The organism is Streptomyces sp. NPDC050610, assembly GCF_040654875.1.
Classification (GTDB): Bacteria; Actinomycetota; Actinomycetes; order Streptomycetales; family Streptomycetaceae; genus Streptomyces.
The window spans coordinates 257,305-279,915 of the sequence record NZ_JBFAIV010000004.1 but is presented as its reverse complement, the minus strand read 5'-3'; the positions used below and the strand labels follow the sequence as shown (position 1 = coordinate 279,915).

Here is a 22,611-nt window from a genome sequence, read left to right as displayed (position 1 = left end):
CCGTACTCATCGCCGACGACCAGGAGATGGTCCGTACCGGCTTCCGGCTGATCCTCGACGCGCAGCCCGGCATCACCGTGATCGGCGAGGCCGCGGACGGCGCCGAGTGCGTCGAGGCCGCCCGCCGGCTGCGCCCCGACGTGTGCCTGGTGGACGTGCGGATGCCGAGACTCGACGGCCTGGAGGTGACCCGGGTGCTCGCGGGCCCGGACGCCGCCGATCCGCTGCGGGTGGTCATCGTCACCACCTTCGACCAGGACGACTACCTCTACACCGCGATGCGGCACGGGGCGTGCGGCTTCCTCCTCAAGGACGCGGGGCCGGGGCTGCTGGTCGAGGCGGTACGGGCGGCGGCGCGCGGCGACGCGCTGGTCTCCCCGGCCGTGACCGTACGGCTGCTGGCGCGCCTGGGCGAGCAGCGGCGGAAGCCGGCGGCGCAGGCGGGGTCCGCGCCGCTGACCGGGCGGGAGTCGGACGTGGTGCGGCTGGTCGCGGTCGGCCGGACCAATCAGGAGATCTGCCAGGAGCTGTTCCTCTCCCTGTCCACGGTCAAGACGCATCTGGCGAGCGTCCAGACGAAGCTCGGGGTGCGCAACCGCGTCGAGATCGCGGCCTGGGCCTGGGACACGGGCGCGGTCAGCTCACGCTGAAGGACGGAAAGATGGAAAGACCGAAAGGCTGAAGGGTCCAAAGCCGCACGGCCCCTGCCGCAGTCCCGTCTTCCAGCCGCCTCCCAAAGGTCCTTTTCCGGCCGATGAGTTGATCTTCGTCCGGCCGGTCCCGTTACGGCCGCGTGTGCGATGTATGGACGCACCATGGCCCCGGTGGAAAGCTCGACGTACCGCAGTGTCGACCGGGAGGCGAGACACATGGGCGACAAGACGAGTACGCACCCAGGGGCCGCCGGCAGGGCAGTGGCGGCCGACCGGCCCAGCTCCGTACGGAATGTGGTGCTGGTCGGCCACAGCGGGTCCGGGAAGACGACCCTGGTGGAGGCCCTGGCGCTGGCGAGCGGCGCCGTGAACAGGGCCGGACGGGTCGAGGACGGCGGCTGTGCCTCCGACTACGACGAGATCGAGCACCGCCAGCAGCGCTCGGTGCAGCTGTCGCTGATCCCCGTGGAGTGGGGCGGCATCAAGATCAATCTGCTGGACACCCCCGGCTACGCCGATTTCGTCGGGGAGTTGAGGGCCGGTCTGCGAGCCGCGGACGCGGCCCTCTTCATCGTTTCGGCGGCCGACGGCGTGGACGGCGCCACCCGCATGGTGTGGGACGAGTGCGCCGCGGTGAACATGCCGCGCGCCCTGGTCGTGACCCATCTGGAGGCCGCGCGCGCCGACTTCGAGGAGATGACGGCGGTCTGCCGGCGGGCGCTCGGCGGCGACTCCCCCGACTCCGTGCTGCCCCTGTACCTGCCGTTGCACGGCGCCGAGGGCTCCGACGGCCACACGTCCGTCACCGGGCTCATCGGGCTGCTCTCCCAGCGGGTCTTCGACTACTCCACGGGCGTACGGACCGACAATCCGCCGGACGCGGCGCATCTGCCGCTCATCGAGGAGGCGCGCAACCGGCTGATCGAGGGGATCATCGCCGAGAGCGAGGACGAGACCCTCATGGACCGCTACCTCAGCGGCGCGGAGCTCGACGTCAAGACGCTCGTCGAAGACCTCGAACGCGCCGTGTCGCGCGGCAGGTTCCACCCCGTCCTGGCCGCCGCCCCCGCCGCCGAGGGCGCCCGGCAGGGCCTGGGCACCGTCGAACTGCTGGATCTGATCACCGGCGGGTTCCCCACCCCGCTGGAGCGCGAGGCGCCCGCCGTCACGCATCCCGGCGGCGCCCGGCGGGCCCCGCTGGCCTGCGATCCGGCGGGCCCGCTGGCCGCGGAGGTCGTCAAGACGTCCTCCGACCCGTACGTCGGCCGGATCTCGCTGGTCCGGGTGTTCTCGGGGACCCTGCGCCCGGACGAGACCGTGCACGTCTCGGGCCACGGCCTCCAGGACCGCGGCCACGAGGACCACGACGTCGACGAGCGGGTCGGCGCCCTGTCCTCGCCGTTCGGGAAGGTGCAGCGCAACGTCGCGGAGGCGATCGCGGGCGATCTGGCCTGTGTGGCGAAGCTGAGCCGCGCGGAGACCGGCGACACCCTCTCCGCCAAGGACGCGCCGCTCCTCATGGAGCCCTGGGTGATGCCCGACCCGCTGCTGCCCGTCGCCATCGAGGCGCACAGCAAGGCCGACGAGGACAAGCTCTCGCAGGGGCTCGGCCGGCTGGTCGCCGAGGACCCGACCATGCGGCTCGAACAGAACCCCGACACCCACCAGGTGGTCCTGTGGTGCCTGGGCGAGGCCCATATGGACGTCGCCCTGGAGCGGCTGCGCACCCGGTACGGCGTACAGGTCGACACCGTGCCGCACAAGGTCTCGCTGCGGGAGACGTTCGGCGGGAAGGCCGCGGGGCGCGGGCGGCACGTCAAGCAGTCCGGCGGCCACGGCCAGTTCGCGATCTGCGAGATCGAGGTGGAGCCGCTGCCGCCCGGCTCGGGCATCGACTTCGTCGACAAGGTGGTGGGCGGCGCCGTGCCCCGGCAGTTCATCCCCTCCGTGGAGAAGGGCGTGCGCACCCAGGCCGCGCGCGGCCTCGCCGCCGGGTATCCCCTCGTCGACGTGCGGGTCACCCTGCTCGACGGCAAGGCGCACTCGGTGGACTCCTCGGACGCGGCCTTCCAGACCGCGGGCGCGCTCGCGCTGCGGGAGGCCGCGGCCGAGGCCCGTATCCATCTGCTGGAGCCGGTCGCCGAGGTGCGGGTGCTGGTCTCCGACGAGTTCGTCGGGGCGGTGATGAGCGACCTCTCCGGGCGGCGCGGCCGGGTGGTGGGCACCGAGCAGTCGGGGGCGGAGCGCACACTCGTACGGGCCGAGATCCCGGAGATCGAGATCGGCCGGTACGCGGTGGACCTGCGGTCCCTCTCGCACGGCACGGGGCGGTTCAGCCGTTCGTACGCGCGCCACGAGCCGATGCCGGCGCAGCTCTCCGACCGTATCCGGGAACAGGCCGAGAACGGTCGATAGTTCGCGAGCCGCCTGCGGCAACTCGGTTGCGGCGGGCGGCTTCCCGATCTCCGGCGACAGGGGGTGGACACCGCCGATACGCTGGAGCGGCAGCTCACAAGGTGTGGCGTGAGCGGGTGTCGGGAACAGACCGCATCACCAGGTGTGCGCGGCGTTGGGGGCGGTAGTGACAATAGGGGACGCGTTCGACTTCAGCCCGGGGGCGCAGATTCCGCTTTCGGGCGCGGCCGGGCAGACGGCGGCGACGCAGGCGATCGCCTCCGCGGCGTACCGGGACGGCCCGATGGACGAGCTGCTCAAGGCCAACTCGGACACGGCCACCTCCGAGGTGCAGAAGCCGCGGTTCGCACTGCTCGAACCCAACCTGGGCGAGGCGTTCTCCCGCGCCGTGCAGAAGCGCATGATCGACGCCGGTCGCAAGCCGCTCATCCAGTCCTTCGGCATCGAGCCGCAGACCGTCGTCGAGCACTGCCTGGCCGCGCTGCGCATCCGCAAGCAGCGCGACACCCGGCTGACCGTGATCATGGTCGTCTTCGGAGTGCTCTTCCTCCCCGGCGTGCTGCTGTGGCTCGGCGGCTTCCAGCTCCGCCGGCTGATCGCCGGGGCCCAGAACAAGCGGGCCGGCTTCCTCGGCACGGCGCTGCTCCTCGCGCTCGGCATCCTCGGCGTGATCTTCATGATCCGGCTGCCGTTCAACGGGTTCTGGGGCGTCTACCTGCGCGCGATGCTCATCGCGCCGCTCATCGGCGGCTACTGGGCGAAGATCGTCTGCGAGCGCACCGCCAAGGACCTCCGCGACCGCTGGACCGGCCTCCTCGCGGGCGGCGGGGTGGGCGCGAAGATCCCCGAGGCGGTGCCGAAGAACCCCGGCGAGAGCGCGGCCGAGCGGCTGCGCCAGAGCCTGGCCCACCTCAGCGCGGAGCAGCGCAGCAACGTCGTCTACTACGCCGGCCCCAAGGGCATACTCGGCATGGGCACCCGCTGGGGCAGCTGGCAGATGGCCGAGGACCTGATCCCGAGCGACCCGGACAAGGACATCCACCCCTTCCGCAGCTGGGACGTCGTGCGGGCCGTGCACGATCAGCTCCAGCTCCTGGAGCGCAGCCCGCTGCACACCGGCGGCTTCACCCCGCCCTTCGTCGAGCACTGGGTGGTCTCCCCCATCGGCGAGGGCGCCTCGGAGGTCTCGCGCCCCGGCGGCGGCGAGAAGGGCTCGTACGAGATACGGGGCTCGGAGCTCCAGAAGATCTGCAACGAGCAGCAGTTCGGCAGCGGCAACCGGCACTACCTGGGCGTGCAGTTCGTGCTGTGGGACGGCCAGTTGGTGATCACCCTGCTGATCACGGTCACGGTGCTGCACAAGACCCTGCGCATCGAGATCACGGGGCACGCGCTCGGCCCCGTGCACCCGATGTTCTCGAACAAGCCGAAGGCCCGCACGAAGGAGATCAAGGGGCTCAAGTTCTGGGCGCCGACCCAGAAGACCCTGCCGATCGTGCACGCCCGCGAGATCGCGCGGCTGACGGCGCGGGCGCCCCTCACCTGGTACCCGCCGCTGCTGGAGTACTGGGGCGGCAAGCTCAAGCTCCCCGAGCCGTTCGGCCTGCGACACGCCTGGGCGGACAAGCCCTGGCGGCACCGGTTCATGGCGGACGACGCGATGCGCGCGGCCACGCCCGTGCTGCGGGTGGTGCACGAGGCGGCGCTGCACGTGCTGGAGGAGCACGGCGTGGACGTCACGAAGTTCGGCAATCGGGCGGCGTTCCTGAGCGGCGCGATCCAGGACCCCGCGCCGCGCAAGGCGGACGACTACGCGGGCTGACGGGCCTCCTCCCGCGTCCCGCACGCCGTCAGCGGAAGATCCCCGTGTGCCCGAGCGAGTAGCGGCCGGGCTGCGGGTAGACCGCCAGTCCGTGCGGGCCGCGGCCGACGGGGATGCGGGCGAGCTGGCGGCCGCTGCCGGTGTCGATCGCGTAGACCTCGGCGTCGTACCGGCCGGAGAGCCAGAGCACCTTGCCGTCCGCCGACACCCCGCCCATGTCTGGGCTGCCGCCGTCCGGCAGCTTCCATTTCTTCACCAGCTCGCGGCTGGGCAGGTCCAGGACGGAGACCGTGCCCTCGCCGCGGTTCGAGATGTACATCGACTTCGAGTCGCGGGAGACGTAGAGCCCGTGCGCGCCCTTGCCGGTGCGCATCAGGCGCGGCTCGGTGAACTTGTCGCCGTCCAGGACCCACACCCCGTCGGCCGTCATGTCGGCGACGTACCACGTCCTGCCGTCCGAGGAGATCTTCACGTCCTGCGGCATCGCGCCCTTGAAGGGCAGTTTCTGCTTGCCGGTCACCTTCATCGCCGCGGTGTCCACCTTCAGCAGCTCGCCGGAGAACTCGCAGGAGACGATGAAGTACCGGCCGTCGGCTGAGAAGTCGGCGTGATTGACGCCCTTGCAGCTCACCGGGACGGTCTTCTTCACCGCCATGGTGTGCGGGTCGCGGAAGACCAGTTCGCGGTCCATGGACGCCATCACGACGGCGTACTTGCCGTCCGGGGTGAAGTAGAGGTTGTACGGGTCGTGGACCTCGACGGGCTTGCCGGTCTTCCCGGTGGCCGGGTCCAGGGGCGTGAGCGAGTGCCCCAGGTCGTTGTTGACCCACAGCGTCTTCAGGTCCCAGGACGGCACGACGTGCTGCGGCTGCCTGCCCACCGGGATCGTCTTGATGACCTTGTACGTCTTCGGATCGATGACGCTCACCGTGTCGGAGTTGGTGTTCGGCACGTAGACGCGGGAGGGGAAGTCCTTCACCACCGGGGACAGGGCGTTCGGCCGGTCCGCCGCGTAGAGGTCGTGCGGGTCGAGGAGCGGCGGCATGCCCGGCAGCCCGTCGGCGGAGCTGTGGGAGGAGGCGTGCGGCCGCGGGGTGCGATCGGCGGCCTCGTCCCGGTGGCCGCCGCCCCCGCACCCCGTCGCGAGCAGGGCCCCGGCGACGGCGAGCAGGGAGACGCGGCGGACAGTGCGAGGAGTGGGCCCGGTCATGAGGTCGGTCATGAGGTCAGCAGCTCCGTAGTGGTCACGGCGCGGAGCCCGCGCCGGTGCAGGCCGTCGATGATGCCGGGCAGCGCGGTGAGCGTACCGGCGTGCCCGAAGTGCAGGGACACCACCGAGCCGGGCCGCACGGCGGCCAGCACGGTCCGGCGCACGGCCTCGCCGCCCGGGTCGGTGAAATCGAGGGAGTCCACGTCGTACGAGAGGACGTGCGGGTAGCCGGCCCTGGCGGCCAGCCGGGTGACGCGCTCGGTGGCGTACTGCGTACGGGACGGCCGGAACCAGCGGCCGATGGAACCGGTGAGCCGCCGCAGCCGGTCGGCGCACTCGGTGATCTCCGCGTACGCGGCGGCGCCGGACATCGTGGAGATGTCGAGGTGGCGCATGGTGTGGTTGCCCAGCTCGTGCCCGCCGTCGAGCACCCGGCGGGCCATCCGCGGCGCTTCGTCGAGCCATGCGCCGACGGCCAGCACGGTCAGCCGGGCCCCGGCCCGCTCGGCCTCGGCGAGCAGCGCGGTCGCGAGCTTCGGGTCGCCGCGGCCGTGGAAGGTGAGGGCCACCGCGGTCCCGGCCCGCGGCCCGTGCGCGATCTGGGCCGGGAGGCCCGCGGGCAGCGCGCGCGGCTCCGCGGACGCCGGCGCCGCCGGTACGGGCGTGGGCGCCGGGTTCCGGGCGGCCGACGGCGCGTGCCGGGCGTCGGCGGCGGTGCGGTGGTGCGCGCAGCCCGGCAGCAGCGCCGCGGCGGCCCCGGCGGCTGTGGTCCCTGCGGCGGCGCGCAGCACACCGCGGCGGTGAAGGAAGGTCACCGAACCATCAGAACGCCTTTGTCCGCGATGCGCGCGCCAACCCGGTTTTCGGGTGAAACCCGGCTGGATCTCATCTCTTCGGGCCCGCTGGGGCAGGTACGGCCGGCCACGCACCCCGTACGGACCGGTGCGACGCGCCGTCTCCTGCGGACCGGTGCGGCGGATCGGGTGCAGACCGGTGCCGCGGACCGCCGTCGGCCGAAACGGAGCGGGCGGGGGCGGAGCTGGAGGGAGGCCGGCACGGACGCCTCGGAAGGCGGCGCCTATCCGCCGGACGCCCGGCGCCGCCAGAAGGGCTCGGCGGTGTACCGGGGCGCGGCGGCGGCATGGACAGTGCGCCGGACGGTCAGGTGCCGGGCGAGCGCCTCCCGGACGAGGCGGGCGTAGGCGGCGGCCGTGCGCGGGTCGCGGCGCAGGAGGCCGAGGGCGGCGGCGGCCGCGGGCCGGGCGAGGTCGAGGGCGTGGTGGAGGCCGGCCGAGGAGAGCGGATCGAGGGCCAGCGCGGCGTCGCCCGCCGCGACCAGGCCGTCGGCCCAGGGCGGGTCCGCGCAGCCGACGGGGACGGCCCGGACGGCGGCCGGGGGCGGCAGGGGGAGGTCCGCCAGGCGCTGGGCGGTGCGGGGCGGCGGCGTCGAGGCGGCGTGCACGGCGGTGCGGTCCTGGACGCGCATCAGCGTCAGGCCGCCGCCGGGCGTCGGCGCGCTGTACCACCAGCCGTCGGCCACCGCCTCGACCAGCGACCACGACTGGCGCCCGGCGTCGGCGGGGCGGGCGCGCCAGACGGTGCAGCGCAGCCGGTCCGCCGCGTGCCAGGGCAGCCGTCGGGCGCGGGCCCGGGCCGCACCGGTGGCGTCGACCAGTACGGCTGCGGGGCCCGCCACCGGCTCCGGGCGCCCGGCCGGCGACACGGCCGTCAGGTGCCATCCGCCGGGCCCGCGCGCCGCCTTCACGTGGGCCCGCAGCGTTCGGACGCCCGCTCGGCGGGCGGCGTCGCGCAGGAGGGCGTCCAGTGCGGCGCGGTCGACGGCCAGCGGCGGGCCGTACGCGCTGAACAGGGCGGGCCGCAGATCCACGGCGCTCTCGTGGGACCAGACGCTGCGTGCCTCGTGGACGGGGGCGGCGGCCGGGGCCGTCAGCCGGTCGGCGACGCCGAGGTCCCGCAGCAGGGGCAGGGCGGCCGGGGAGAGCTGCTGTCCCACCGGGCGCCATGGGCCCCGGCCGTCGTCGACGAGGACGACGGAGGCGCCCGCGGCGGCGAGGTGCCAGGCCACCGCGGACCCGGCCGGGCCGCCGCCGACCACGGCCACGTCCGCCCGGGTCATCCGCGCCGCCGGGACCGGCCGGCGGGCGGGCTCATCGCCCGTCGCCGACGGCCAGGAAGCGGTCGCGGGCGTAGGGGTGGCCCAGGCGGGAGCTTCCGGTGATCCGCAGGCGCAGGGGGCCGGCCCCGCCCGCGGCGGTGTGCGCGCCCGGCTCGCGGGCCCCTGCCTCCGGCTGCCCGTCGCCGCCCGCCAGGGTGTACGCGCCGGGGGCGCTGCCCTCCGCCAGCGGCAGCTCGTCCCCGTCGGCCGTCACGAGGGCCGCCTCACGCGGCGGACGCTCGTCCAGGCCGGTGGTGACGGTGAGCGCGCCGTCCGGGGCCCGGGTGGCGGCGGCCCCGCCCAGGTGGACGCGGGAGTCGACGGCGACGGCGACCTGGTAGGCCATCGCGCCGCCACCGCGGGATGCGCTGACGCTCAGGCTCCACAAGCCGGCGTCGGCGTAGCGCTGGGGCAGGGCTTCGACGGGCAGCGCGACGCGCAGGACGAGGGCGTCGTCGTAGCGGATTCCGGTGCGGCGGGGGTCGTCCTCGGCGAGGGGGCCGAGGGGGCTCGCGAGGCGTACGTCGAGATCCTGCGGGACGGGCGCGCGCACGGTGATCTCGATGGCGCGGTCCTCCTCGGTGAGCCGGAAGCGCCAGGTGTGCTCGGTGTCCGCGGTGAGCTCGCCCCGACCGTAGAGGGCCAGGTCCTGGCCGGTGAGCCGGTCGGCCGGCTGCCAGGCGGCGGTCGTGGCGGCGGCCGCGGCCAGGGTGCTCCACTGGCCCTCGGGCGGCGGCAGCCGGGTGCTCTCCGTCCAGTCCCCGCGCTCCGTCTCCCGGTAGTCCCCCGCCTCGTCGGGCACGACGAAGCCGAGGCGGTGCCAGTTGTCCGCCATGGCGCCCGCGTCCCCGGCCCACTCACGTGTCCAGTCCTTGTAGCCGCTCTGCCCCTTGGGGATCGCCTCGTTCGGCCGGGGGACCGGCCACCACTCCCTGCCGCAGGCATGGAAGTCGGCCTGCCAGGGCAGGGCCATCCGGCTGGTGACATCGCCCGGCTCCACCGTGTGGGCGAAGCGCAGGCTCGCGATGTCCCCGCCGGACCAGTGGCCGGGTTCGAGGAAGAACGCCCCCGCCTCGATGCCCGGGAAGAACGCCTTGCCGACGCATGCCTCCAGGGCCGCCCGGTCGAGTCCGCCGGGGGTGACGGCTCGCGGTGCGCCGGCCCGCCAGTCCCGCAGGAAGTTCCCGTCGCGCCATTTCTGCAGCACGGCGAGCTGACGCCTTGTCAACTTCGAGTCGCCGTCGCCGCCGGCGGCGAGGCGGGGCATCGACCCGTCCGGATTGCCGTCCTTGCTGAGCCAACTGTCGATCTTGCGGCGGGCGTAGTAGCCGTACAGGGGCTCCGGCCAGGAGATGTGGTGGCCCGCCGCCGCCTCGAAGACCGCCTGCATGTGCCGGGCGCGGGCCAGCACCGGCTGGATGTCGAAGGTGTACGAGGGGACCACGTCATCGGTCGGCGGGCGGAAGAGGTCCTCCAGCCGGTCCCACAGGGTGACGACGGTGTCCAGGTGCGGGGCGTACTTGGGCGGCGTGACGACCGCCCACGCCCGTACGGCCCTGAACTCCCGCGACTCGCCCGCGCAGTCGACGCGCACGACGGCGTCGACCGGACCGTCGGAGGTGCTGTCCCACCAGCCGTCATTGTTGAAGGAGTCGGCCAGGGGGCGGTGGCGGGGTGAACCGGAGCGTCCGTCGCCGCCCAGGACCAGGAGGCGGCCCTCCTCGTCGGTGCGCAGTTCCCCGAGGGCCACCCGCTCTTTCACGCCTTCCAGCGTGATCTCGCCGACCGCGCTGGGCCCGTGCTGCCCGGGTCCGCTGATCCGCATCGGCCCGGGAGCGATCGTCAGGGCCTTGCGGCCCGCCTCGTCGTGCGGCTTCTCGGGCTCCCGCTTCTTGTTGCGGTATGCCTCGCTCCCGAACCCCTGGGCGCACGCCTTCTTGTTCACGAGATTCACGGTCCACTCGACGCTGACGCCGGCGCGGTGGGTCAGTTCGACCCACTGGTCCCCGGCCTCGTTGAAGCCGTAGCAGCGGAACCGGGCCGCCTGGCGCTTCACGCGGCCTTCGCCGTCCTTGAACAGGCCGCCGTCCGGCGCGGGGGCGGCGCCCGGGATCTCGGGCCCGGTGAAATAGCCGTCCGGGCTGTTGCCGACCCGGGCGAAGCCGATGCCCGGGTGGACGCGCACGGAGTGGATGTCCTTGAGGTCGAGACTGGTCATGGCTCTCCCGGTGACGGAGCGGTACGGGCTCGGGCGTGCGGCCGGGCGCGCCAGGCCCGTACGCCGGACGGTCGGCGCGGCAGAGGCCGGAGGGCGCGCCGCGGAGGCTGGGGGCGCGGAGTAGGGGCGTACGGGCTCGGGGCTTGAGCGGTCCGGACCGGAGGCCGGGTCTCGGCCAGGTGCGGGCGCGGCGGAGCGGTTCAGGCCCGGTGCACGGGCCGGAACTCCGGTCCGCGGATCTCGCCGGCGGAGTTCTTCTGCAACCCGATGAGGCGGGCCGCGGACTGGGCCATGCCGCCCATCACGCCCATCGCCTCCGCGACGCTCTTCTCCGCGGCCGGGCCGCTCCACAGGGCTTCGAGGCCGCCGAGGAGCCGCCCGTAGGCCGCGTTGCAGTCGTCCAGGGCGGCGCGCAGGTCGCCGGCGGCTTCCCAGCCGCCCGCGGGCACCTCGCCCAACGGGTACAGGGCCGGCCGTTCGACGGCCTCGCCGGTGAAGTCCCACTTGTCCTGGTGGGGCGGGGGCAGCTGCTGGAGCCGCCTGCCCTTCCAGTGCTCGGCGAAGCGGTAGTAGTGCGCGCGGTCGGCGGGGTCGGTGCTCCCGTTGGGCGACGCGCTGGTGCCCTCGCCCTGCTCCCTGATGGTGCGCATGGCGGCGAGGGCGCTCTCCTTCGTGTCGGCGCGCCGCAGTATGTCCCCGCCGATGTGTCCGCTGACCTGGACCCCGCCCCCGAAGCCGTACTTGTCGGCGATCGCGGGCAGCTCTTTCTCGATCTCCTTGTAGAACTGGCCGATCGTGGGGCCCTCGGCGAACGGCGTCACGGGCTTCTCCGGCTCCTCGATGTCCATGAAGCCCTTCAGCGCGTCCCGAGGGTCGGCGATGCCGCTCGCCACCCCCTTCAGCGGAACGACGAGGCCCGGGCGGACGCCGCCGGGCAGCCGGCTCGGGTAGGCGCGCGCGGCCGCGACGATGGACGGCTTCCCCTCCGCGGCGGTGAGCATGTTGCACGCCAGCCCCATGTGCAGCATCTCCTGCCAGGCGATCCCCAGCAGGGCGTCCGCCAGCTCGGAGGAGGCGTCCCGGACGGACCAGTACGCGTACAGGTACGGCGGGATGGTGGCGAGCTCCAGTGCGACGGCGGCCTGGAGGCACTCCCGCAGCCACTTCTTGTCGCGCTCCGGGGGCGCGACAGCCAGCAGGTCCGCGATCGACGCACTGGTCACGGCGGTCTCGCTCATGGCGGTGGTCCTCCTTCGGGGCGGCGGTCCGAGGACGGCTGGGGCTGCCCGGGGCACGCTCCCGCGCCCCGCCCCTGCCCGGTGACAGGGCGCGGGGCAGGGGGCGCGTACGGGCGGGAGCAGGCGCGCAGCCACGTCGACGGCAGACACCAATTACCCACGGCGGCGGCGCGGGTGAGCACATCTGCGCTCCGCGTCGGCGGAGTCCATCCGTTCAGCCGCACCCACATGACGGCCCGTCAGCCCGATCGGCCGAGGCCGCCCGCCCCCCCCACGGGCCGGCACCCCGAGGACCGCGCCCGGTCCACCGCCGCTCCAGGGGCGCGACAGGCGCCCCGCGCCGACCGGGTCGCGGATCGCGGCATCACGGCATCGCGAAACGATTCCTCGACCGTCTCAGACAGTGTCACGCCAGGACGGCCCGCCGAGTGCCACCGGGCGGCCGCCGTACCGCACCGCCCCTGATCCGGGGCCGGCGGGCGAGGAGGGGACTAGCCGAGCGGCCAGGCGTCCGCGAGCATCTGGCGGGTGTCCGCGAGGAGTTGGGGCAGCACCTTGGTCCGGCCGACGACCGGCATGAAGTTGGTGTCGCCGCCCCAGCGCGGCACGACGTGCTGGTGCAGATGGGCGGCGATGCCGGCGCCGGCGGTCGTGCCCTGGTTCATGCCGATGTTGAACCCGTGCGCGCCGGAGGCGGCCCGCAGCGCACCCATCGCCCGCTTGGTGAACTCCGCCAGCTCGGCGGTCTCGGCCGCGTCCAGCTCCGTGTAGTCGGCGACGTGGCGGAACGGGACGACCATGAGGTGGCCGCCGTTGTACGGGTAGAGGTTGAGCACCGCGTAGACATGGTTGCCCCGGGCGATGACGAGCCCGTCCTCATCGGATTTTGACGGAATCGTACAGAACGGACAGCCGTCCTCGGCCCCGGGCCCGGTCGGCTTGTTCTCGCCCTGGATGTACGCCATCCGGTGGGGCGTCCACAGTCGCTGGAAGGCGTCCTGCGTCCCCACTCCGATCTGCTGTTCCGGCTCGCTCGTCATGGTGTGCAGCATATGGCTTCGCCCGAACGCGACGTCGCCCCGGGGCGGCCTGAACCACCTCGGGGCGACGTGCGGCCGCTGCCGGTCCGTACGGTCAGACCTGCACGCGGTCCTCGACGGCCTTGACGATCTCGGCGAGGGCCTCGTCCACGGGCACGCCGTTCTTCTGCGAGCCGTCGCGGTAGCGGAAGGACACCGCGCCGTTCGCCACGTCCTCGTCACCGGCGATGACCATGAACGGCACCTTGCTCTTCTGCGCGTTCCTGATCTTCTTCTGCATCCGGTCCGACGAGGCGTCCACCTCGACGCGCAGCCCCTTGGCCTTCGCCTTGGCGGCGAACTCCTGGAGGTAGGGCACGTGCGCGTCGCCGATCGGGATGCCGGTGGCCTGCACCGGGGCCAGCCACGCCGGGAAGGCGCCCGCGTAGTGCTCCAGGAGCACCGCGAAGAACCGCTCGATCGAGCCGAACAGCGCCCGGTGGATCATGACCGGCCGCTGCTTGGAGCCGTCCGGCGCGGTGTACTCCAGGTCGAAGCGGTCGGGCAGGTTGAAGTCGACCTGGATGGTCGACATCTGCCACGTACGGCCGATGGCGTCGCGCGCCTGGACCGAGATCTTCGGGCCGTAGAAGGCCGCGCCGCCCGGGTCCATGACGAGCTCCAGGCCCTGCTTTCCGGCCGCCTTGCGCAGCGTCTCGGTGGCCTCCGCCCAGTTCTCGTCCGAGCCGATGGACTTCTCCGGGTCCTGGGTGGACAGCTCCAGGTAGAAGTCCTCCAGGCCGTAGTCGCGCAGCAGGTTCAGCACGAAGGTCAGCAGCGAGTCGAGCTCGTCCGCCATCTGCTCCTTGGTGCAGTAGATGTGCGCGTCGTCCTGGGTGAAGCCGCGGGCCCGGGTCAGGCCGTGCACGACGCCGGACTTCTCGTACCGGTACACGGTCCCGAACTCGAACAGCCGCAGCGGCAGCTCGCGGTACGACCGCCCCCGCGCGTCGAAGATCAGGTTGTGCATCGGGCAGTTCATGGGCTTGAGGTAGTAGTCCGTGCCCTCGTCGAGCTGCATGGGCGGGTACATGCCGTCGGCGTACCAGTCCAGGTGGCCGCTCTTCTCGAAGAGCTTGCCCTTCGTCGCGTGCGGGGTGTAGACGAACTCGTAGTCCGCCTCCTCGTGCCGCTTGCGGCTGTAGTCCTCCATCGCCCGGCGGATCACGCCGCCCTTGGGGTGGAAGACGGCCAGGCCCGAGCCGATCTCGTCCGGGATGGAGAAGAGGTCCAGCTCGGAGCCGAGCTTGCGGTGGTCGCGCTTCTCGGCCTCGGCGAGGAACTCCAGGTACGCCTTCAGCTCGTCCTTCGACGGCCAGGCGGTGCCGTAGATCCGCTGGAGCTGCTTGTTCTTCTCGCTGCCCCGCCAGTAGGCGGCGGCGCTGCGCATCAGCTTGAACGCCGGGATGTTCCGGGTCGTCGGCAGGTGCGGGCCGCGGCACAGGTCCTTCCAGCACAGCTCGCCGGTCTTGGCGTCGAGGTTGTCGTAGATGGTCAGCTCGCCGCCGCCGACCTCCACGTTCGCGCCGTCCGCGCTGTCGGCGGCGGCCGAGCCCTTGAGGCCGATCAGCTCCAGCTTGTACGGCTCGTCCGCGAGCTCCTCGCGCGCGTCCTCGTCCGTGGTCACCCGGCGCGCGAAGCGCTGGCCGCGCTTCTGGATCTCCTGCATCTTCTTCTCGATGCGCTTGAGGTCGTCCGGGGTGAACGGGGTCTCGACGTCGAAGTCGTAGTAGAAGCCGTCCTTGATGGGCGGGCCGATGCCGAGCTTGGCGTCCGGGAAGAGGTCCTGCACGGCCTGGGCCATGACGTGCGCCGCCGAGTGGCGCAGGATGTTCAGGCCGTCCTCGCTGGCGAGCTCTACGGGCTCCACCTCGTCGCCGTCGGCGAGCCCGTACGCGAGGTCCTTGAGCTCCCCGGCCACGCGGGCGGCGACGATCGCGCGCTCGCCCTCGAAGAGCGCGGCGGCCGTCGTGCCCGTCGTGACCACTCGCTCTTCCGGTTCGGCGGAATCGCGTTTGATGATCACACGGACGTCTGACACCGGTAGCTCCTGACACATGAGTCGTGCGGCAGCGGGCGCTGCGCACGGTGAATCGTACCGAGCCGCCGGGCCGCACCGCGAAACGGTTTGGCGACCGCCTCCCCGGCCTGATCACGCCGCGCGCTCTACTCGCCGCCGCACGCCCCCTCGAAGAAGTCCAGGTTCTCGTGCATCGACTTCAGCAGCCGGTCGCGCTCGGCGTCGTCGACCCGCACCGGGGTGACGCCGCTCGCCCCGGTGACCCGCCGGAAGCCGCCCCGGCTCTCCAGCCGGCCGCTGACCCGGATCGGCAGCCCCACCAGATGGGCGTGGCCCGCGAGGCGGTAGTCGTCCTCGTCGAGCGCGACCCGCACCTGCGCCACGTCGGCCCCGGAGAGCACCCGCAGCCGTACGCTCCCGGGCCCGGCCGGGCCCTCCCGGCGCAGCCGCACCACGGCGCCGGTCAGCCGTACGGGCACGGAGGGCTCGTCGCGTACGTACCGGGCGCCGGCCTCCCGCAGGGCGGGGAGGTCGCCGGGGGAGAACTCCACCGGCTCGGGCCGGGCCGCGAAGCCGTCGTGCGGGCCCAGCGCCGGCGACCAGTCCACGGCGATCCGGACGCCTTCGGAGCCGCGGACGAGCAGCACGAGCGCCTCGGTCAGCTCCTGGCACACCCCGGCCTCGACCGCCGCGTCGAACGCCTCCATGCCACCGGTGGCGCGCTGGTAGTCGGTGGCGTCGCGGGCGGCGTGCAGGGCGCGCAGCAGGGTCGTGACGGTCGGGCGGCCGTCCGCGACCGGCACGTACACGGTCAGCTCCCGGCCGCCGGGGGCGGGGCCCACCAGGAGCCGGTCGAGGGCGGCCTCCGCGGCCCTCCGATGCCGTGCGCCGTAGTAGCCGGCGCGGCCGCGGGCGGCGAGCGCCCCGGCGAGCAGCATGGCGCGGGCCCCGTCGCGCAGCCGCTCCTGGGCGCTCCAGGCGGCCGCTCCCCCGGCGGGCTCGGGCACCTCGCGCCGCCAGTGGATCTCGTCGCTCGGCGTGGCCAGGGCGACGAGCACCTCCCGGGCGGAGGGCGCGGCGCTGCGCTCCAGCGCGGTGAGCGCCTCGGCGAGCAGGTCGGCGGCGTCCGGGAAGCGGCGGCTGTCGGGGATGAGCAGGCTGGTGCCGCCCGCGGGTGCGCCGGGCGGCGCCCAGTGGGTGTAGCGCCCGGCCGCTCCCCCGCGCCGCCGCCAGCCGTGCCGGGCGAGCAGCGCGGCGAGGACGGCGGGGTCGACGTCCTCGGGGGTCAGGGGGCGTGTGGGGTGGGCGGACTGGTCGGTCGGCCGGTGCATCAGGGGGTTTCTCCCTCCCCGACCCGCGTCATGATCTCGCAGAGCGCGCGGTCGTCGAAGACGCGCGTGGTCGGAATCCGCACGGTGGTCCTGCGCCTGCCCGTCACCGGGTGTCCGGCCAGGTTGGTCCAGTAGCAGCAGTGCCGCAGTTCGAGGCGGTCGTGCCCGGCCCGCAGCCACGCGTCCTGGGTGCGCGGTACGAGCATCACGACGAGGATCTTGTGGACGGCGACCGGGGTCCGCGCGAGCTTGGCGAGGTGGCCGTTGTCGAGGGTGAAGGAGAAGGCGGCGCCGCTGGGGCGGGGCGCGATCTGGTACGTGCATTTGAGCTGCACCTTGATGGTCACCTCGTCGTCGACGGCGTGGCCGGGCGCGCTGTGGCTGACGTGCCAGTCGATGCCGCTGTCCGGAAAGGGCTGGGCCAGTGAGCAGCCCGCGGCGGCCGTGACGGCGTGCAGATAGCCGACTTGCAGGGTCTCCATGCAGGCGGTGGTGGCGAGCGAGCCGCGCAGCGGTGCGAGCCGCCCGGGCGAGCGCCCGCCCGGGTCGGGCTGCGTGAGCGCCATGGCCGAATTGACCTCCGGCTTCACCGATCCATCGGGTCCGTACACCTGAGTTGTCTCCGCGCGAACTACCCGCCAAACAGGGGCGGTTCGGGCACGCCGTTCGCCGGGTATCACCAGGTGGGGCGGGGATTCGATCAACTATGAGGGGAATGCGAGGAGTTGTGGACAAGCCGTGCTGGTACGAAGGACCGCTCGCCGCCTTCGACACCGAGACCACCGGAGTCGACGTCGAGAACGACCGCGTCGTCTCGGCCGCCCTCGTGCTGCAGTCCCAGCCGGGCGGCACCCCCACGGTCCGGCGGTGGCTCGTCGACCCCGGCGTGCCCGTCCCCGCCGGTGCGACCGAGGTGCACGGCCTGACCTGGGCGTATCTCCAGCATCACGGCCGCTGGCCGGCGCCGGTGCTGGAGGAGGTGGCGCGGGCGCTGGCCGCGGTGTCGGCGGGCGGCACGCCGCTGGTGGTGATGAACGCCCCGTTCGACCTGACGCTGCTCGACCGGGAGCTGCGGCGCCACCGGTCCGCGACGCTGCCGGACTATCTGGGCAGGTCATCGCTGTGCGTGCTGGACCCGAGGGTCCTCGACAAGCACCTCGACCGCTACCGCAAGGGCCGCCGCACGCTGACGGACCTGTGCGCGCTGTACGGCGTCGAGCTGGCCGGCGCCCATGAGGCCGCGGCCGACGCCCTCGCCGCGCTGGAGGTCGTACGGGCCGTGGGCCGCCGCTTCGCGACGCGGATCGGGCGGCTCAATCCGGCCGAACTCCACGCCCGCCAGGCACTGTGGCACGCGGCTCAGGCGCGCGGCCTCCAGGCGTGGTTCGCGACGCAGGGCACGCAGGAGGTCTGCGACCCGGCGTGGCCCCTGCGCCCGGAGCTGCGGGCCGCCGCCTGAGGCCGCTCAGCGGGCGCGGCGAGTGGTCCACAGTCCGACGCCCGCGCCGAGCGCGCAGGCCCCGGCCATCACGCTCAGGGTCAGTTGCAGTGCGCTGTCGCCCATCAGCAGGCTCGCCGCCACATTGACGGCGAGGCAGGCGGTGAACACCGTCCAGAGCGTGGCCCTCATCGCTGCGTTCATGTCTTTCGTCCTCCGGAGTCAGGCGGCCGTGCGGCCGTTCTCGATCTCCTCGAACGCTAGGCGGGGCGGCGTACCCGGAGAATGGGGAACGCACCCGTCCCATGGTGTACCTCGCTACACCCCGGCGGTCCCGGACGGCGCCGGAGGCGGGCCAACAACGAAGGCCGGTCCGCCTGTTGACGGACCGGCCTGTTCGGGGTGGGCGATACTGGGTTCGAACCAGTGACCTCTTCGGTGTGAACGAAGCGCTCTCCCACTGAGCTAATCGCCCGATTCTCCGGCGGGGGTCTCCCCCGCGGGACGCCCTGAACAATACAGGCCGCGGCCGCCGTACTTCAAATTCCCCGGACCGCTTCTCAGCCCCGCTCGGGGGCCGCGGGCGGGGCGGCCAGCAGCGCCCGCAGCCCGCGCCGCCCGCAGCGCATCATCCAGGCGTGGTTGGCGCGGAAGACGGGCCGGCCGGGGATCGCGAGCCGGCGCATCAGCGGCTTGGCCACCCGGACCTCCTGGTCGAAGCGCGCCCGCGAGCCGGCGCCCCGCGCGGTCACCGTCCAGCGCGCCCAGCCGCACAGGTCGCCGCTCATCTCGATCTCCAGCACTCGGGCCACGGGGTCGTGGCGCCGTTCGCGGGCGGTGATGACCAGGTCGTACGGGAGGAAGGACCGGAGGCGGGCGGTGCCCCCGCGCTCGTCGAGGGGGTGGACCTCCCGGACCTGGGGCCACCAGCGGGGGTACTCCTCGGCGCGGGCCAGCAGCTCGTAGACGGCGTCGGGCGCCGCGGCCATGTGCCAGTCGCTGCGGAAGCGGTAGCGGTGCAGGGCGGCGGCCCAGGGGCGTGTCATGCCCGCCAGCGCACACAAAAAGCCGGAAGTCCGCAAGGGGTGAGCCTCACGGACTTCCGGTCGGGGGTGGGCGATACTGGGTTCGAACCAGTGACCTCTTCGGTGTGAACGAAGCGCTCTCCCACTGAGCTAATCGCCCCCTGCGCAGCGCAAACATTACCCCATGCCGGGCGGTGGCCGTGACCATGGCCAGGGCGGCGGCCGGCGTCCGGCGCACACTCCTCACGGACCGCCCGGCAGGGCACGGCACGACCACTCGCGACTGTCCGTCACCACCACGTCACGTCAATACCGCATGGACGCCGCGTCAACATGGCGCACCGTGATGTTCACCGAAACGGCGGTATACAAGCGGGGCGAGTACGGCCGTCCGAGCTACCCGAAGACCCGCAAAGCGGTCAGAGGGGTTTACAACGGCACCGTAGGTGGCATGTCGATTTCGCCGACGTGCGAATCCCCGAGCGCACACTGAGCGAAAGGCCCTGGCGCTTATGAACACCACGGTCAGCTGCGAGCTGCACCTGCGCCTCGTCGTGTCGAGCGAGTCCTCACTCCCCGTACCCGCAGGTCTGCGGTACGACACGGCCGATCCGTATGCCGTGCACGCCACCTTCCACACCGGAGCCGAAGAGACGGTCGAGTGGGTCTTCGCCCGCGACCTGCTCGCCGAGGGCCTGCACCGGCCCACGGGCACCGGCGACGTCCGTGTCTGGCCGTCCCGCAGCCACGGTCAGGGCGTCGTCTGCATCGCGCTGAGCTCTCCGGAGGGCGAAGCCCTGCTGGAGGCCCCGGCGCGGGCCCTGGAGTCGTTCCTGAAGCGGACCGACGCCGCGGTGCCGCCAGGCACCGAACACCGTCACTTCGACCTCGACACCGAGCTCTCCCACATCCTGGCCGAGAGCTGAGGCCGGACCGGAGCCGGCGAGAGCACCAGCAGCGGCCGTCCTAACTCGGGGGGACGGCCGACCCGACCAGCGCATATGACGGACGACGGCGCCGTCGCCGCGGAACCACCGCGCGCGACGGCGCCGTCGTGTCACGGAGCCGCTAGAGTCTGCTCCCTCGACAGCCAGCCGCCCGTCCCAGTCGGTCAGGGAGCGAACCGTGCTGATCAACCACGACGCCCGGTGCGCACTCGACGCCGTCGTCAATCTGGTGAACACCGCTCCGCAGGGCGGCGACCGCGACGGCCTCGCCGACCCGGCCGGACTCCGCCGCTACGCGGCGAGCTGCGACTTCAGCGACGTCGGCCCGCTCGGCACGGCGGACGTGACGGCCGTACGGTCCGTACGGGAGCGGTTCGCGCAGGTCTTCGCCGCGCCGGACACCGCGAGCGCGGCCGCGCTGCTCAACGCGCTGGTCGCCGAGGCGGGCACCACGCCCCGGCTGACCGACCACGACGGCTACGACTGGCACGTGCACTACTTCGCGCCCGGCGCCTCGCTCGCCGACCACCTGGCCGCCGACGGCGGCATGGCCCTCGCGTACCTGGTGGTGGCCGGCGAGCGGGAGCGGCTGCGCAGGTGCGAGGCCCCGGGCTGCGGGCGCGCCTTCGTCGACGTCTCGCGCAACCGCTCCCGCCGGTACTGCTCCAGCCGCACCTGCGGGAACCGGCTGCACGTCGCCGCCTACCGCGCCCGCCGCCGGGAGACCGCCGGCTGAGCCCGGCGCGCCGCGCCGCCGCGGGCGGCCGGGCCGCCATGATCCGCCGCGTCTCCATGGGCCGTCGCGTCCGTCGCGTCACCACGGGTAGAGGTCGTGCACCGCTGTCAGCAGGATCAGCGTGGCGATGAATGCCAGGAAGAACATCAGCGGCGGTTGGGAAAGTGCGAAGAGGCAACCGCGCGGTTCCTCGGCCATCTCGGCCTGTTCGTCGTTCATCTAGGCCAGATGATGGCGCAGCCGCGCCCCGGGCGGTGATCAACACGCCCGTATCGTCGGCTAGTTCGTCAGATCCCGTGCTTTTTCAAAATGGCCTCGATGTCGGAGAAGTCCTCCCCGCCGCCGGCCGCCTTGCCCTTCGGCTTGGCCACCGCGGCGGTGGGCCGGGCGACCGCGGGGGCCTGGCCGAGGGAGGGCGCCGAGGCATCCGGGGCCATCGCCTCGCGCTGCTGGGCGGCCGCCGCCCGCCGTTCCTTGCGGGTGCCGCCGCCCCGGCGCTCGATCGCCCTGGTCACCATGAAGAGCACGGCCGAGATCGCGAGCACGCCGAAGCCCACCCACACGCTCGGCTTGAACACCAGGTCCTTGACCCAGTCGATGACGCCCGTCATCACCAGTCCGATGGGGACCAGGGCGTAGGCCGCGATCCGGGCCGCGGCGAGAAAGCGCTTGCGGTACGCCGTCAGCAGGGCGATGCCCAGGCCCGCCGCGGACACCGCGGCGCAAATGGTCGAGGTCAGCATCCGGTCCTCCTGCCGATGGGGTCTCCTCTCCATCCTGCACCGGACGGCCACCGGAGTGCCATGATCCGAGGTGGAAGAGGTCATATCTCGGGGTGATCTAAGGGGAGGGCTCCTCCCCAGGTCCTGGTTCCGGGCGGGCCGCATCGGCTGGGAGACTGGACTCATGAGCGACGCCACCCCCAGCAGCCCTGCCAGCCCCGGCCGCCCCGTTCTGGACGTCTGGTGCGAGCTGCAGTGCCCCGACTGCCACCGGGCCCTCGACGACCTCCACGCGCTGCGCGCCCGCTACGGCGACCGGCTGGAGATCCGGCTGCGCCACTTCCCGCTGGAGAAGCACCGGCACGCCTACGAGGCCGCGCAGGCCGCCGAGGAAGCCGCCGGGCAGGGGCAGGGCTGGTCGTACGTGGAGGCCGTGCTGGCCCGCACCGAGGAGCTCGGCGCCAAGGGGCGGCCGGTTCTGCTGGAGGCGGCCGGCGCGCTCGGGCTGGACGCCGAGGAGCTCGACACGGCGCTCGTCGACGGCCGGCACCTGCTGATCGTCGACGCCGATCAGGCCGAGGGCAAGGCCATCGGCGTGACGGGCACCCCGACCTATGTGATCGGCGGGGAGCGGCTCGACGGAGGCAAGAGCCAGGAGGGGCTGCGGGAGCGGATCGAGGAGATCGCCGACCGCCTGCTCGCCGAGGGCGGCCAGGGCTGAGCCTCCGCGACCGCAACAGCGGCTCGCGGCTACAACAGCGGCTTGTAGAAGTGGATTTCGGTCGTCTCGTAGCCGAGCGACTCGTACAGCCGCAGGGCCGGGGTGTTGTCCGAGAACACGTTGAGCGCGATCCGGTCGACCCCGGCCGCCAGGCACTCGCGCTCGGCCACCCGCATCAGGGTGCGGCCGTGCCCGCGGCCCCGGTGGCCGGAGCCCACCTCGACGTCGAAGACGAAGGCGCCCGACCCGTTCGGATCGCGCAGCCGGACCCAGAGGGCCCCGACGTCCACGCCGTCGTGGGCCAGCAGGCGCAGCGCCGTGTGGGCGGTGCGCGGACCGTCCGGGAGCGCCGACGCGTGGTCGGCCTCGGATTTGGCGCGGGCCTCGGCGCGGCCCATCCCCCGCTCCACCAGGCTCTGGATGTACCCCTCCTTGGCCGCCGCCTCCCAGGCCGGGTACTCGGCGGTGCCGATCGGGCGGGCCGCGCTCCCCGCGGGCAGCGCGGGGACGGTGGCGACCGCCTTGGCCATGCCGCGGCTGCGCTCGGTGTAGCCGAGCGCGGCGGCGAGCGAGCGGGCGGGTTCCGCGCCGGCCGGGATGCTCAGCTCCGCGCGGCTGCACCCCCAGTGGCGCAGCACTTCTTCGGCGGCGAGCGCGGCGACCGTGCCGCGGCCTCGGTGCCGGTCGGCCTCGTCGATATGGAGGCGGACGATCCGCCCCACGGACGTACCGAAGCGGTCGTCCGCCGACAGGTGGATCCCGCCCACGGGGCGGCTGTTGACGCAGACCTCGTACGGACGGGACCGTCCGCCGTGCGCGGTGCGCTGTTCTGCTGCGGTGGGCCGCAGGGTGGTGGTCAC

The 22,611-nt window shown here is 73.2% G+C and carries 21 protein-coding genes and 2 tRNA genes; 7 read left to right on the top strand and 16 right to left on the bottom strand.

Features of this window, described 5'->3' with window-relative positions:
* Positions 1–26: 26 nt before the first annotated feature.
* From AB0I22_RS07425 to AB0I22_RS07415, 3 genes are all read left to right on the top strand, one after another.
* Positions 27–650: a response regulator transcription factor gene (locus AB0I22_RS07425; protein ID WP_363129789.1), complete on the top strand. Its 624-nt coding sequence runs from the start codon at positions 27–29 to the stop codon at positions 648–650.
* Positions 651–869: 219 nt separating this feature from the next.
* On the top strand, positions 870–3,068 hold the full coding sequence (locus tag AB0I22_RS07420) for an elongation factor G-like protein EF-G2 (protein ID WP_363129686.1): 2,199 nt from the start codon (positions 870–872) through the stop codon (positions 3,066–3,068).
* A 172-nt stretch (positions 3,069–3,240) separates the two neighbouring features.
* Positions 3,241–4,890: a hypothetical protein gene (locus AB0I22_RS07415; protein WP_363129788.1), complete on the top strand. Its 1,650-nt coding sequence runs from the start codon at positions 3,241–3,243 to the stop codon at positions 4,888–4,890.
* Between the two features lie 28 nt (positions 4,891–4,918).
* On the opposite strand, the gene AB0I22_RS07410 is transcribed toward AB0I22_RS07415, so the two are convergent.
* From AB0I22_RS07410 to AB0I22_RS07370, 9 genes are all read right to left on the bottom strand, one after another.
* Positions 4,919–6,112 (bottom strand): YncE family protein, encoded by a 1,194-nt coding sequence (locus AB0I22_RS07410; RefSeq protein ID WP_363129685.1) that lies wholly within the window; start codon positions 6,110–6,112, stop codon positions 4,919–4,921.
* A complete protein-coding gene (locus AB0I22_RS07405) occupies positions 6,109–6,915 on the bottom strand; it encodes a polysaccharide deacetylase family protein (protein ID WP_363129684.1) in 807 nt (268 codons plus the stop codon). Before AB0I22_RS07405 ends, AB0I22_RS07410 begins: the two co-directional genes overlap by 4 nt.
* A 263-nt stretch (positions 6,916–7,178) precedes the next feature.
* Positions 7,179–8,237, bottom strand: a complete 1,059-nt coding sequence (locus AB0I22_RS07400) for an FAD-dependent oxidoreductase (RefSeq protein WP_363129683.1) — start codon at positions 8,235–8,237, stop codon at positions 7,179–7,181.
* Between the two features lie 31 nt (positions 8,238–8,268).
* A complete protein-coding gene (locus AB0I22_RS07395) occupies positions 8,269–10,494 on the bottom strand; it encodes a LodA/GoxA family CTQ-dependent oxidase (protein ID WP_363129682.1) in 2,226 nt (741 codons plus the stop codon).
* 200 nt (positions 10,495–10,694) lie between these two features.
* A complete protein-coding gene (locus tag AB0I22_RS07390) occupies positions 10,695–11,732 on the bottom strand; it encodes a ferritin-like protein (protein WP_363129681.1) in 1,038 nt (345 codons plus the stop codon).
* 491 nt (positions 11,733–12,223) lie between these two features.
* A complete protein-coding gene (locus tag AB0I22_RS07385; protein WP_363129680.1) occupies positions 12,224–12,784 on the bottom strand; it encodes an HIT domain-containing protein in 561 nt (186 codons plus the stop codon).
* Between the two features lie 82 nt (positions 12,785–12,866).
* On the bottom strand, positions 12,867–14,852 hold the full coding sequence (gene thrS / locus AB0I22_RS07380) for a threonine--tRNA ligase (RefSeq protein WP_363129679.1): 1,986 nt from the start codon (positions 14,850–14,852) through the stop codon (positions 12,867–12,869).
* Positions 14,853–14,977: 125 nt separating this feature from the next.
* Complete coding sequence (locus tag AB0I22_RS07375) at positions 14,978–16,162, bottom strand: hypothetical protein (protein ID WP_363129678.1); 1,185 nt, start codon at positions 16,160–16,162, stop codon at positions 14,978–14,980.
* Positions 16,162–16,728: a DUF4365 domain-containing protein gene (locus tag AB0I22_RS07370; protein WP_363129677.1), complete on the bottom strand. Its 567-nt coding sequence runs from the start codon at positions 16,726–16,728 to the stop codon at positions 16,162–16,164. The genes AB0I22_RS07375 and AB0I22_RS07370 overlap by 1 nt, the downstream gene beginning before the upstream one ends.
* Before the next feature lie 149 nt (positions 16,729–16,877).
* On the opposite strand from AB0I22_RS07370, the gene AB0I22_RS07365 reads away from it, so the two are divergent.
* Entirely contained in the window at positions 16,878–17,621 is a 744-nt protein-coding gene (locus tag AB0I22_RS07365; protein WP_363129676.1) for an exonuclease domain-containing protein, read from the top strand.
* 6 nt (positions 17,622–17,627) lie between these two features.
* On the opposite strand, the gene AB0I22_RS07360 is transcribed toward AB0I22_RS07365, so the two are convergent.
* From AB0I22_RS07360 to AB0I22_RS07345, 4 genes are all read right to left on the bottom strand, one after another.
* Positions 17,628–17,804 (bottom strand): hypothetical protein, encoded by a 177-nt coding sequence (locus tag AB0I22_RS07360; RefSeq protein ID WP_363129675.1) that lies wholly within the window; start codon positions 17,802–17,804, stop codon positions 17,628–17,630.
* 199 nt (positions 17,805–18,003) lie between these two features.
* Positions 18,004–18,075, bottom strand: a tRNA-Val gene (locus AB0I22_RS07355).
* An 85-nt stretch (positions 18,076–18,160) separates the two neighbouring features.
* Positions 18,161–18,646, bottom strand: coding sequence for an SRPBCC family protein (locus AB0I22_RS07350; RefSeq protein WP_363129674.1), 486 nt, complete (start codon positions 18,644–18,646; stop codon positions 18,161–18,163).
* Positions 18,647–18,713: 67 nt separating this feature from the next.
* Positions 18,714–18,785: transfer RNA gene (locus AB0I22_RS07345), tRNA-Val, on the bottom strand.
* A gap of 352 nt (positions 18,786–19,137) precedes the next feature.
* Between AB0I22_RS07345 and AB0I22_RS07340 the strand changes: the two genes are divergently transcribed.
* Both AB0I22_RS07340 and AB0I22_RS07335 read left to right on the top strand, forming a co-directional pair.
* Positions 19,138–19,551 (top strand): SsgA family sporulation/cell division regulator, encoded by a 414-nt coding sequence (locus AB0I22_RS07340; RefSeq protein WP_003959770.1) that lies wholly within the window; start codon positions 19,138–19,140, stop codon positions 19,549–19,551.
* 199 nt (positions 19,552–19,750) lie between these two features.
* On the top strand, positions 19,751–20,308 hold the full coding sequence (locus tag AB0I22_RS07335) for a CGNR zinc finger domain-containing protein (RefSeq protein WP_363129673.1): 558 nt from the start codon (positions 19,751–19,753) through the stop codon (positions 20,306–20,308).
* Positions 20,309–20,386: 78 nt separating this feature from the next.
* On the opposite strand, the gene AB0I22_RS07330 is transcribed toward AB0I22_RS07335, so the two are convergent.
* Positions 20,387–20,527, bottom strand: a complete 141-nt coding sequence (locus AB0I22_RS07330; RefSeq protein WP_363129672.1) for a hypothetical protein — start codon at positions 20,525–20,527, stop codon at positions 20,387–20,389.
* Positions 20,528–20,595: 68 nt separating this feature from the next.
* Entirely contained in the window at positions 20,596–21,051 is a 456-nt protein-coding gene (locus tag AB0I22_RS07325) for a hypothetical protein (RefSeq protein ID WP_363129671.1), read from the bottom strand.
* Positions 21,052–21,214: 163 nt separating this feature from the next.
* On the opposite strand from AB0I22_RS07325, the gene AB0I22_RS07320 reads away from it, so the two are divergent.
* Positions 21,215–21,751, top strand: a complete 537-nt coding sequence (locus tag AB0I22_RS07320) for a DsbA family protein (RefSeq protein WP_363129670.1) — start codon at positions 21,215–21,217, stop codon at positions 21,749–21,751.
* A gap of 29 nt (positions 21,752–21,780) precedes the next feature.
* Here the strand turns inward: AB0I22_RS07320 and AB0I22_RS07315 are convergent, their stop codons facing one another.
* Complete coding sequence (locus AB0I22_RS07315) at positions 21,781–22,611, bottom strand: GNAT family N-acetyltransferase (RefSeq protein ID WP_363129669.1); 831 nt, start codon at positions 22,609–22,611, stop codon at positions 21,781–21,783.